At 67.2% G+C, this 12257-nt stretch carries 10 protein-coding genes; 2 read left to right on the top strand and 8 right to left on the bottom strand.

The window, feature by feature from the left end:
* Nucleotides 1-30: 30 nt before the first annotated feature.
* The 8 genes from AB0J29_RS30375 to ctaD all read right to left on the bottom strand — a co-directional run bounded on the left by AB0J29_RS30375 (nt 31) and on the right by ctaD (nt 9776).
* Complete coding sequence (locus tag AB0J29_RS30375; RefSeq protein ID WP_364793656.1) at nt 31-1206, bottom strand: class I SAM-dependent methyltransferase; 1176 nt, start codon at nt 1204-1206, stop codon at nt 31-33.
* A complete protein-coding gene (locus AB0J29_RS30380; RefSeq protein WP_364793658.1) occupies nt 1206-2183 on the bottom strand; it encodes a methyltransferase domain-containing protein in 978 nt (325 codons plus the stop codon). Before AB0J29_RS30380 ends, AB0J29_RS30375 begins: the two co-directional genes overlap by 1 nt.
* Before the next feature lie 628 nt (nt 2184-2811).
* On the bottom strand, nt 2812-3588 hold the full coding sequence (locus AB0J29_RS30385; protein WP_364793660.1) for an enoyl-CoA hydratase-related protein: 777 nt from the start codon (nt 3586-3588) through the stop codon (nt 2812-2814).
* An 18-nt stretch (nt 3589-3606) separates the two neighbouring features.
* Nucleotides 3607-4407, bottom strand: coding sequence for an NUDIX hydrolase (locus tag AB0J29_RS30390; RefSeq protein WP_364793682.1), 801 nt, complete (start codon nt 4405-4407; stop codon nt 3607-3609).
* 85 nt (nt 4408-4492) lie between these two features.
* The gene (locus AB0J29_RS30395) at nt 4493-5326 is read right to left on the bottom strand and encodes an ABC transporter ATP-binding protein (protein WP_364793662.1); all 834 of its coding nucleotides are present in this window, start codon (nt 5324-5326) and stop codon (nt 4493-4495) included.
* A gap of 395 nt (nt 5327-5721) precedes the next feature.
* Nucleotides 5722-6384 carry a peptidyl-tRNA hydrolase gene (locus AB0J29_RS30400; RefSeq protein WP_364793684.1) on the bottom strand — a complete coding sequence of 221 codons (663 nt, stop codon included), beginning with the start codon at nt 6382-6384 and terminating at the stop codon, nt 5722-5724.
* Nucleotides 6385-6574: 190 nt separating this feature from the next.
* Nucleotides 6575-7798 carry a phosphoserine phosphatase SerB gene (gene serB, locus AB0J29_RS30405; protein WP_364498290.1) on the bottom strand — a complete coding sequence of 408 codons (1224 nt, stop codon included), beginning with the start codon at nt 7796-7798 and terminating at the stop codon, nt 6575-6577.
* A 235-nt stretch (nt 7799-8033) separates the two neighbouring features.
* On the bottom strand, nt 8034-9776 hold the full coding sequence (gene ctaD, locus AB0J29_RS30410) for a cytochrome c oxidase subunit I (protein ID WP_364793664.1): 1743 nt from the start codon (nt 9774-9776) through the stop codon (nt 8034-8036).
* A gap of 284 nt (nt 9777-10060) precedes the next feature.
* On the opposite strand from ctaD, the gene AB0J29_RS30415 reads away from it, so the two are divergent.
* Nucleotides 10061-10858: a VOC family protein gene (locus tag AB0J29_RS30415; RefSeq protein ID WP_364793666.1), complete on the top strand. Its 798-nt coding sequence runs from the start codon at nt 10061-10063 to the stop codon at nt 10856-10858.
* Between the two features lie 137 nt (nt 10859-10995).
* Nucleotides 10996-12111: an ABC transporter substrate-binding protein gene (locus AB0J29_RS30420; RefSeq protein WP_364793668.1), complete on the top strand. Its 1116-nt coding sequence runs from the start codon at nt 10996-10998 to the stop codon at nt 12109-12111.
* Nucleotides 12112-12257: the final 146 nt, after the last annotated feature.

Raw genomic sequence — 12257 nt, forward strand, 5'->3', positions numbered from 1 at the left:
AGCGGCGCCGCGAGCAGTTCGCCGGCTCGACTACCGCGCGGGTGGGGTTGGAGCGCAGAGGAAGGCGGCGGCAGTGCGGGACAGGCGGGTGAGGATGAGGGTGTAGGGGTGGGTGCCGCGGAGTTTGAGGCGTTTGCGCAGGGCGTCGGGGTCGATATCGAGGCCACGGACCCGGATTTCCAGAGTGCCGCAGTTGCGGCGGGACAATTCCTGACGGAGGGTTTTCTCGCGGAATTCCAGGCGTTCCAGGATGCGAAAGCCGCGGACACCGTCGGGGACGGTATTGCCGGTCAGGTAGGCGATCTGCGGATCCAATTGCCAGAGGCCGTGTTCGGCGGCGTAGTGACGGACCAGACCGGCGCGGACGATGGCGCCGTCGGGGTCGATGATCCACTCGCCGGGCGGCTGTTCCGGAATCTGGTCGGGGGCGGCATCGGTGTAAGCGACGGATTTACCGCGGGCGGTGAGGACGGTCGCGCGGCGGGTGACGCCGGTGTCGGACAGGCCCGGCGACCACAGGCAGGCCTCGCGGACCGCACCGTCGAGAGAGACAACCTCGACTTCACCCGGCCAGTTCAGGCGGTCGAAGTCCAGCCCGGGAGCGCATTTCACGGCCAGGTCGCGGCCGGGATAGGCCGCAAGCAGATCCGGCAGCGGGGGTTGCAGTTTCGCCGGATCATGGGTGCGCCGGCCGTCCGCGCGGCGAGCCGGATCGGCGATGACGACGGTGCCGGTGCTGCACGGGACGAGAGCATCGGCCTTGGCCAGCAGGACATTCCGGGATGCTGCGAGGTTGTGTGCGGCCATGGACAGGCGCACATCATCGAGATCGCTGCCGAGTACCGACGGGCAGGTGCGAGCCAGCTCGGCGAGTTCCGCGCCGATCGAGCAGGTTACATCGTGCACGGCGCGTCCGGACAGCCGCACGGCGCGGTGGCGGGCCACCAGCGTCGGTGTCGCCTGTTGCAATGCGTCATCGGTGAACAACCACTGCTCGGTATCGATGAGTTTGGCCGCGGCGCGACGGCGCAGGCGCACCGTTTCCACGAGTGCGCCGGAGCGCTCGCCGAATTCGCGCCGCACCCGCTCCACATCGCGCAGACGTGTCGCGGGAGTCAGCTCCAGCCGGTCCACCTCGGTCAGCGCGGCGCTACCCGCCGCGCTGCCGAGGAAGACGACATCCTCGCGGCCGAAGCGGTAACTCACTACTTGCCGGCAGCGCCCGGCTTCACGCCGGTGATCATGGCGTTGTAGAAGAACTGGCGCGGCACCACCCGACGCATCACGTTCTCGTCCAACCAGCTCAGCCGCAGCCACGCGCGGTACATGGCCATCCGGTAGCCCATGGTCAACTTCTCGTCCGGCACGGCCGCCTCGAAGGTGCGCACCGGCCAGCCCCACAGCGCCGCCGCGAATTCCTCGGTGTTCGCCTTGACCTCGGTGGCACCCGCGCGCCGAGCCATGGCCTCGAGGTCGCTCGGATCGAAGGTGTGCAGGTCGACGACCGCCTCCAGCGCCGCGGCGCGCGAAGACTCGTCCAGTTCGGCCTGCGGCCGCCGCCACCCCGACAGTGCCGGCAGCTTGGTCACCGTGGTGGTGGCCTTCCAGGTGATGCGACCGAGCCAGCGGGCATAGAAGTTGCCGGCGGTGGTCGGTTCACCGGCGAAGACGAAACGCCCGCCTGGCTTCAGCACGCGCAGGCACTCCTTGAGCGCCAGTTCCACATTCGGGATGTGGTGCAGCACCGCGTGGCCGACGACAAGGTCGAAGGTGTCGTCCTCGTACGGTATGGTCTCGGCGTCGGCGACCCGGCCGTCGACATCGAGTCCGAGGTTCTCGGCATTGCGCAGCGCGACCTTCACCATGCCCGGTGACAGGTCGGTGACCGAACCGGACTTCGCGACGCCACCCTGCATGAGGTTCAGCAGGAAGAAGCCGGTGCCACAGCCCAGTTCCAGCGCACGCTCGTACGGCAGCGGCGCGGGCCCGACCGCGGCATCGAACCGACCACGGGCATAGTCGATACAGCGCTCGTCATAGGAGATCGACCATTTGTCGTCGTAGGTCTCGGCTTCCCAGTCGTGATAGAGCACCTGAGCGAGCTTCGTATCCTTCAGCGCTGCTTCGACCTCGGCCTCGGTGGCGTGCGGGTTCGGCGCCGGGTCATCGGGGTGGACCGTCATGGTGGGCAAGCCTAGCCAACCCTCGACCACACGTTTGCAGCGGACCGGTGCGTTGGAACCAATTTCGCCTCACCGCCCCTTCCCTCCGAGACTCGTTCTGGTTCTGGACCTGCCGACTGGTCTCGCCGCACACCCCGATCTCACTGGATGCAGCCAGCGAGCTGGGGCTCGAGCCGCACGCACCATCATCGAATGCCACGGAAGTCCCATCACTCGCCACTCAGGAACGTGTTCCTGTTTATGGTTCCGATCCCGCTCGGACTCACCAATCCCACCGATCCGATCGCAGCGACGCAGGTCCTGGGCTACTGCCCAGTAACCGACAAGCTGGGCGCACCCGAACCGTCAGCCGGACAGTTCGACACCGATGTACCGGCGGTCCAGCCACGGTTCGATCGAGTCCGGCTGGCGGATCGGCCGCAAGCCCGACGAACGCCACGTTCCCGATGCCTGTCACCGCAAACAACAGGCGGCCCGCGCGCGGATCGACCCGGTCCAGCTCACCCGGCAGAACCAGACACGGCCCAATGAACGCGTCCGCCCACGACAGCCGGGCCGGAAACGACTTGCTACCCATGCCGCCGCATCGACCGGTCCAGCCACGGCGCCATCGAGCAGGTCCGACCTGTCAACGCCCAGCGAAAGCCGCCGAGCCAGGACCGTCGGCCAGATAGGACTCCGTGCCGATCTTGCGGTCTTCGGTGCTGAAGAGGGCGGTCCATTCGGTGCGGGCGCGGTCGAGGCCGTGCGGGCCTGCTTCGAAGACGGCCTTGGCGGCGGCTATGGCGCGGGTGGGGCCGTCGGTGAACTGTTGGGCCCAGCGCAGCGCTGCGGTGTAGACATCGTCGGGGGCGACGACCTCGTCGACCAGGCCGAGGGCGCTGGCCTCATCGGCGTCGACGAAACGGCCGGTGTAGACGAGATCTTTGGCCGGGCCCGTGCCGATCAGCAGTGCCAGGCGGCGAATGCCCGCGAGCGGGATGAGACCGGCTTTGATCTGCGGCAGACCGAGTTTGACGTTGTCGCCGATGATGCGGCGGTCGGCGGCGAGGGCCAGTTCCAGGCCACCGCCGAGGCAGTAGCCGCTGATCGCGGCGACGGTGGGTTGGGGCACCTCGGCCAGGCAGCCCAGTGCCGCCTGCAGATCGGCGGCCATGGCTTCGGCCTGATCCGGGCCGAGACCGGCGAGTTCGGCAACGTCGTCGCCCGCGCAGAAGACCCGCTCGTCGCCGTAGACGACCAGTGCCGCGACCCCGGGCCGCGCGGCGACATCCGCCGCCGCCTCGGCCACCTCCCGCACCAGCTGCGCATTCAGCAGGTTCAAGGGCGGGCGGTCGATCCGCAGGACAGCGACGCCACGGACGGCGGGATCCTCGGGCAACTCCAGGGTCACGAATTCGGCCATGGCAGGAAACCTACTGCCTCACGGACGCGCGGATCCCCGGAGCCGGCTGGTATCCGGCAGTCCGGCGAAATATCGCTGGTTGTCCGGGAACTGGAGCAGCTGCCGCCCGTTGTCACCGGCGAGCACCGGCATGATCGGTTCGATCACCCGGTCGACGGCCAGAATCTCCGCGGTGGAAGCGAATTCGGCAATGGCATCCAGCTGCGACCAGGTCGGCGGCAACAGCACGTCGGTACCCGCGCGCCAGCGCTCGAGTTCCTCCGCCGCGGTGCGCCACTGCACTTCGGCGGCCTCGGAGGTGGCGCCGTCGGCGAGCTGCCCCTGCGGCAGCACCGCGACGAAGAATCGGGTGTCATAGCGCCGCGGCTCGATCACCGGGGTGATCCAATTCGCCCACGGTCGCAGCAGATCCGCGCGCAGCACGAGCTTCTCCTCGGCGAGGAAGGTCGCAAGCGACACCTCACGCCGCTCCAACCGCCCCCGGGCCTCGTGATAGCCGGTGGTATCCGAGACGACGGTTTCGGCGGTGGGCCCAGCCAGCAGCACCCCACATTCCTCGAAGGTTTCGCGCACGGCGGCGGCGACCAGCGCCTTGGCCCTCGGCTCGGTGGTGCCGAACTTCACTGCCCACCAAGCGGGTTCGGGTCCGGCCCATTCGATATCGGCGGTCCCGTCCGACGGATCGACACCGCCGCCAGGGAATACGGTCATACCAGCGGCGAAGGCCATGGCCCCGACTCGGCGCTGCAGGAACACCTCCGGCGCGGTGGCACCGTCACGCACCAGCATGACCGTCGACGCGTCCTTGGGCGACAGCATCGGCTGCGGTGCGTCCTTCGTCTCACTCACGACTGCACCCTAACCCGCGTTTGGTTTACGGCGTAATCCAGCTCACGGACCCAGCTCAGCGCGAACGGTGCCGCCCCAAGCGCCGCGCGCGCCGCGCGAAGTACCGACCATCGACGCGATCCAGCGCAATCGACTGGCGGAAGGCCTCGCTCAGGTTCTCGGCGGTGAGCACATCCGGCAGCAGACCCTGTGCGACCACAGCGCCCTCATTCAGCAGCAGACCGTGGGTGAAGCCCGGCGGAATCTCCTCGACATGATGGGTCACCAGCACCATGGCGGGTGAATCGGGATCCGCGGCCAGATCGCCGAGGCGTTCCACCAACTCCTCACGACCACCCAGATCCAAGCCAGCGGCGGGCTCGTCGAGCAGCAGCAGCTCCGGATCGGTCATCATGGCGCGGGCGATCAGCACCCGCTTGCGCTCGCCCTCGGACAGGGTCCCGTAGGTGCGATCGGAAAGATGTTCGGCGCCGAGGCTTTCGAGCATATCGATGGCGCGGTCGGTATCGACATCGTCGTAACGCTCGCGCCAGCGACCGAGGACCGCGTAACCGGCGGAGACCACCAGATCGCTGACCTTCTCCTCGCGCGGAATCCGGCTGGCCACCGCGGCCGAGGACCAGCCGATGCGCGGTCGTAGCTCGTTGACGTCGGTTTTACCGATCACCTCACCGAGCAGATGGGCAATGCCCGAGGTCGGATGTACTTCGGCGGCGGCCATGCGGAGTAGCGAGGTCTTGCCCGCGCCATTGGGTCCGAGGACCACCCAGCGTTCGTCGAGCTCGACCTGCCAGGTGACCGGGCCAACGAGGGTGTGACCCGAGCGTCGGATGGTCACGTCGGTGAAATCAATTAGCAGATCGGGATCCGGTTGCGGCACGGGCTCCATCTTGGCTCAAATGCCCGGTCTTTGTATGACCGCCCCTGGCCGGTAGCCACGACGTGGCCATTCGGCCGCGACGACGCGCCGCCGCAGACGGTGCGCGCAGCACTCCCGGTGGATTCTTCGGCGGCTCGTCGGTCCAGCGGAAAGTCTGCGCGACGATGAGCGCCAGCGGAATCGAACGACCTACCCAAGCGGCGAGTATCACCAGCAGCGTCGTCATCATGCTGGCATCCGGCGGGTGGCGTGCGGACAGTCCTCGTGCGTCGAACGTACCCAGATCGGCCCGGGTGAATCCCCGTATGCCGAACAGCGAAACATCGACACCGCGTAATCGCTTGTGGGACCGGCAATGTGAATCGGATGCGAGCCAATTCACTTGGGGCGCGGCGTCGGCGCGGTCAGTATTGTCCCAATTGTCCGGGTACCGCAATCACGGTTATCGAACCGGGCGCGACCTCGGTGAAACCGGCGTCGCGCACCGCGACCGCCTGTCCCCGCGTCACCTGCTCGCACAGCGACGCCCACCGCTGCGGTCCGGATTCGCGTACCGCGCAGCGGAACTCACGCTGTGACCACCGTAGGGCCTCGTCCGCGGTGAGCGCGCCGGCGAGCAACATGCTGGCGTGACCGACCTGGGCCGCGGCCTTGCCGAGCGTCATGCCGAGTTTCGCATTCACCCACAGCACCGGCAGGTCGGGATCCGCGGGTCCGGGATCGTCGTGTTCGAGGTCGGTGCCGTTGATCTGCAGCCGCCTGATCCGTGGATCGACCTCGCCGACCGGTCCGGGCACGAATGCCCGCGCCTGCGCACCGTCCACCTCGACGGTCACCCCGTCGATCTCGTTGACGGCCAGCCACTGCGCACCGCGCGCCCGCCGCGCCACCTTACGGATCCGCGACCGCTTCCAGGCCAGGAACCGCTGCTCCCAGACCCCCTCGGGCCCGACTCGCTCATCCAGGCACAGCGCCACCGTTGCCGCCGCCGCGGCCTCCAGCAGCGCGCTGCGCCGTGGCGGATCGACCTTGGGAATGTGCAGCACCATCTGCATGGCCTGCACCATGGCGGGGTCTTCGGGATCACCGAGACCGCCGTAGCCGCGCGCCAGCTCGACCTGCCGAATGCGGAATCCCTCGACACCCGTGGACAATTCGGCCTCCGGGATACTCGACATCACGCCACCTCGATCGTCAACGAAAACCGCCGCGCAGGCGCGACACCACCGGCGAGCCTACCGACCCCGCCGCCGTCACTCAGCTGCCGACGAGCGGGACGCGGCGGATTCCGCCGTCGCGGGCATCGGCGGCCTCCACCTCGTCGCGGGTCACGCCGAGGATGAACAGCACGGCGTCCAGGTAGGGGTGCGACAGGGCCGCATCGGCGACCTCGCGCAGCGCGGGCTTGGCATTGAAGGCGACGCCGAGTCCGGCCGCATTGAGCATGTCGATGTCATTGGCGCCGTCGCCGACGGCAACGGTCTGCTCCATCGGCACCCCTGCCTCCGCCGCGAATTTGCGCAGCGCGGTGGCCTTGAAGGCACGGTCGACGATCTCCCCGACCACCCGGCCGGTCAATTTGCCGTCCACGACTTCGAGCGTATTCGCCTGCACGAAGTCCAATTCCAGTTCATGCGCGAGCGGTTCGATCACCTGACGGAAGCCGCCCGACACCACACCGCAGCGGAATCCGATGCGGCGCAAGGTCCGAATGGTGGTGCGCGCGCCCGGGGTCAGCTCGATCCGGTCGGCGACCTCCTCGATCACCGATTCGTCCAGACCCTCGAGTGTCGCCACCCGCTGACGCAGCGATTCCGCGAAGTCGATTTCGCCGCGCATGGCTGCCTCGGTGACCTCGCGGACCTGATCCTCCACCCCCGCGTGCGCGGCGAGCATCTCGATCACCTCGCCCTGGATCAGGGTCGAATCGACATCGAAGACGATGAGCCGCTTGGCCCGGCGGGCCAGTCCGGCTCGCTCCACCGCGACATCCACCTGTTCGGCGACCGCGACCTCGGCCAGCGCCGTGCGTAGCCGAGCATCGGAATCGGGTCCGGTATCGGTCGCGGTGACCAGGAGTTCCATACCGGTCACCGGATAGTCGGCGATGCCGCGGATGGTGTCGATATTGGCACCGAGCGCGGCGAGCTGACGAGAAACCGAACTGAATGCGTGCGCGGTCACCGGTGCGCCGAGGATGACCACCGCATGGGTGGACATCGGCTGCCTGCCGATCTGCGCGTCGACCTCGACGTCGACATTCATGCCGACGGTATTCATCGCCTCTTCGAGCTCGTCCTGCAGCGCCTCCGGATCGCCCGGGCAGGTGACCAGCACGCCGAGGGTCAATCGGCCACGGATGACGACCTGCTCCACATCCAGCAGGCTCACGTGATGCCGTGACATCGCCGCGAGCAGCACGGAGGTCACACCGGGCCGGTCGGGCCCGGTGACGGTGACGAGGACGGTGGTGTCGGCCAACTGAAGTGCTCCAAGTTAGTTGTGTGCCGTAGCTGTGCTGGACCCCGATGTCGCAACGCTTCGGTCGGTGCTTCTCCCACAAATGAGTGTGCACCCACTGACGAACAGCAGGTGCACACTCATCTTGGTGACGCTACTGCATAGCCGGGTACCTCTCGGCGAGCGACGTAGTTGCTCACTCCCCTGGGAGGGTTCACGCTATGCGCGCTCGGACGGACGAATGTCCGGCCACCGCCTAGTGCTTTGCCAAGGCGCCTTCGTGTACGTCGGTCGCATGTTTGCCCGAACCCCAGCCCACATGCGCCTCGGTCCGCATCCGCTCGATCATGTGCGGGTAGTGCAGCTCGAACGCGGGTCGCTCGGACCGGATGCGCGGCAGCTCGTAGAAGTTGTGCCGCGGCGGCGGGCAGGTGGTGGCCCATTCCAGCGAGTTGCCGTAACCCCACGGATCGTCCACGGTGACGACCTCACCGTAGCGGTAGCTCTTGAAGACGTTCCAGATGAACGGCAGCATCGACGCGCCCAGGATGAAGGCGCCGATGGTGGAAATGGTGTTCAGCGTGGTGAATCCGTCGCTGGGCAGGTAGTCGGCGTAGCGGCGCGGCATGCCCTCCGCACCCAGCCAGTGCTGCACCAGGAAGGTGGTGTGGAAGCCGATGAGCGTGGTCCAGAAGTGCCACTTGGCCAGGCGCTCGTCCAGCATGCGGCCGGTGATCTTCGGGAACCAGAAATAGATACCCGCGAAGGTTGCGAACACGATGGTGCCGAAGAGCACGTAGTGGAAGTGCGCGACCACGAAATAGGTGTCGGTGACATGGAAGTCCAGCGGCGGGCTGGCCAGGATGACGCCGGACAGACCACCGAAGAGGAAGGTGACGAGGAAGCCGACGGAGAACAGCATCGGTGATTCGAAGGTCAGCTGACCGCGCCACATGGTGCCGATCCAGTTGAAGAACTTCACACCCGTCGGCACCGCGATCAGGAAGGTCATGAACGAGAAGTACGGCAGCAGCACAGCGCCGGTGGCGTACATGTGGTGCGCCCACACCGCGATCGACAGTGCCGCGATGCCGAGGGTCGCGTAGACCAGCGTGGTGTAACCGAAGATCGGCTTACGCGAGAAGACCGGGAAGATCTCCGAAACGATGCCGAAGAACGGCAGCGCGATGATGTACACCTCGGGGTGGCCGAAGAACCAGAACAAGTGCTGGTAGAGCAGGATGCCGCCGGTGGCCGGGTCGTAGATGTGACCGCCCAGGTGTCGATCGTAGGCCAGGCCGAACAGCGCGGCGGTGAGCAGCGGGAAGGCGAGCAGGATCAGGACGCTGGTGACGGCGATGTTCCAGGTGAAGATCGGCATCCGGAACATGGTCATGCCCGGTGCGCGCAGGCACACGACGGTGGTCAGCATATTGACGCCACCGAGGATGGTGCCGAGGCCGGAGACGGCCAGGCCCAGGATCCACAGGTCGGTGCCGACGCCGGGCGAGTGCAGGATATCGGTCAGCGGCACATATGCCGTCCAGCCGAAGTCCGCCGCGCCGCCTGGGGTGATGAACCCGGCGGTCGCCATGGTGGCGCCGAACAGGTACAGCCAGTAGCTGAACGCGTTCAGTCGCGGGAAGGCGACGTCGGGTGCGCCGATCTGCAGCGGCAGGATGATATTGGCGAAGCCGAACACGATCGCGGTCGCGTAGAACAGCAGCATGATCGTGCCGTGCATGGTGAACAGCTGGTTGAACTGCTCCGGGGAAAGGAACTGCAGACCCGGACGGGCCAGCTCACCACGCATCAGCAGAGCCATCAGACCACCGATGAGGAAGAACGTCATCGCGGTGGTCAGGTACATGACACCGAGGACCTTGGGGTCGGTGGTGGTGACCATCTTGTAGATGAACGAGCCCTTCGGCCCGGTCCGAGCCGGATACGGCCGAGTCGCTTCCAACTGAGGGACTGGCTTTGGCTCTACGGCAGTCACTGATCCTCCTGAAAGGTGCCTTTAGGTCGCTCCGCAGGCTCCGCTGCTCGCATCCGCCCCACTACCGGGGACAGACGAGGAGTTCGCTTGCGCTCCTGCGATCGTAAACGGTGCGGCCGCAGCCATCCGCACGGGTCCTACTCTGCGTCGTATTTCGTAGTTCGGGCGGCAGTGCCCGCACGCCCGGCGATCATGAAATCCGGCCGTGTTCCTGCGATGACTTTCCCAGGCAGCCGCCGTCTCTATCGGTGACAGTGATCCATTTCTCGGCTAGGAGGCCACTCATGACCGCACCCAAGACCGGCGATCCGTGCTGGGTCGACATCTACACCTCTGATCCGGAAGGTGCCATTGCCTTCTACGGCCAGCTGTTCGGCTGGACCGCCGACCGCGCGGACGAGGAGTTCGGCGGCTACATCACCTTCCGCAAAGACGGTAAGGCGGTCGCGGGCGGTATGGGCAAGACGGCGGATGGGGGCGATGGACCCGATCAATGGACGGTCTACCTCGCCGCACCCGCTGCCAAGGCCACCGCCGATGCGGCCGTCGCACACGGCGGCGCGGTCGTCGTGCCGCCCATGGATGTGGGCGATCTCGGCGCGATGGCCGTGCTCGCCGATGTCGGCGGCGCGGGCGTCGGCATCTGGCAGACCGGCGCATTCGGCGGATTCGAGACCATCGGCATCGCCTCGGGCGGCACTTGGAGCAACCATGTCGGCATCCCGTCCTGGTTCGAACTGCACACCCGCGACTACGCGCGCTCGCTCGACTTCTACCGCGACGTCTTCGGCTGGAGCGATACCTTCACCATTTCCGACACCCCGGAGTTCCGCTACACGACCATCCACGCCGGCACCCCGATGCTCGGCGGTGTCATGGATGACTCGGCCTTCCTGCCCGAGGGTGCGCCCGCAAGCTGGAAGGTGTACTTCGGCGCCGGGGATGTCGATGCCGCCGTCGCGAAGGTCGTCGAGCTGGGGGGCACCGTGCTGGCCCAGCCCGAGGACACCCCTTACGGCCGGCTCGCGCAGGTCGCCGATCCGACCGGGGCACGTTTCAGCATCGGCGGCAACACCAAGTAGCCGGATTCGTCGACCGTTCGGAATCCCCTGTGCGACAGTGGGATTCCGCGCGGTCGCGGCTGCGCTCCGGCGGCGACGTGCGCGCGTGCGGTGGCCTTCGCGTCCCGACAGCCACCGCACGCGGTACCCTCACCCGCATGCCGGTGAGCGCCCTTGTTCGCACCCGAAACCGCACCGATAGCGACCACAACGCAGACTTCCCTCGACACGGCACCGCCTGGAATCGCGCGGTCCGGCACGGGGGCAGCGCGGTCGCCCTGCTCTGCGCCGCACTGCTCGTCGCGGGCTGCAGTCAGAAAGACGACGCCAGCTCGATCGTTCGCACCACGACGAATATCGCGGGCGCGGGTGTAGTCGGCCTGGAGCGCGACACCACGCGGGCCTGCCCGCTGCCGAGCGCACCCGATCCGTCGAACGGCAAGACCCGCACCGTCACCCATGCCGCGGGTACCTCCGAGGTGCCCGCCGACCCGCAGCGGGTCGTGGTGCTGTCCACCTCCGCATTGGACGCCGCCTGTGCCGTCGGCCTGTGGGAACGGGTCGTCGGCGCGGTTCCGATCGACGGACCCCGCTCGCAGCCCATGTATCTCGGTTACGGCGTACTGAAGATTCCCACGGTCGGTTCGGCGGCACAGCCCGATCTCGAGCAGATCGCCGCCCTGCACCCCGATCTGATCATCGGCGATATTCCGGGCGGCCCAGGCGGTTTCGCCGCATTGCAGGCGATCGCGCCGACCGTACTCGCCGATCCCGACAGCGGTTGGCAAGCCGAATTCGGCACGCTCGCAGCGGGTCTCGGCCGCAGCAATGCCGCAGCGACAGCATTGGAGAATTACCACACCGAGGCTCGCGAGACCGGTAAAGCGCTGGCAGCGAGCCAGACCCAGGCATCGGTGATCCGCTTCACCGCCGAGCAGGACCAGGTCCAGGGCAGCAACAGCTTTGCGGGACAGATCCTCGCCGATGTGGGCGTGCAGCGGCCGACCGCGCAGCGCGGCACCTCCTTCGACGTGACCGAGCAGGATCTGATCAAGGTCGAGGGCGACATCATCTACGTCATCTTCGCGGGCGAATCCGGCGAGGAACACGGTAAGAAGGTGCTGCGCAGCGCTGCATGGAAGGATCTCGGCGGCGCCAGCGATAAGCGCGTCTTCGCGGTCGAGGACACCGTCTGGCACGGTGACGGGCTCACCGCTGCCCGCGCCCTACTCGCCGATCTGCACGGCAGCCTGAACGGTTTCGTCACCGACTGAGTTTTTGGCCGCGCGGGCGCGGCGTGTTCGCGGCCCCCTGGTGTCTCGCGGCTGACCCTTTCGAGCGACCTGCAAGCAGTCGCTAGCGGCGCCGTCGAGACTCGCGACTTCGTCGCATGCGCTTCGACGACTCGGACGCGAGACGG

It is taken from the genome of Nocardia sp. NPDC049707, from assembly GCF_040674855.1.
GTDB lineage: Bacteria > Actinomycetota > Actinomycetes > Mycobacteriales > Mycobacteriaceae > Nocardia.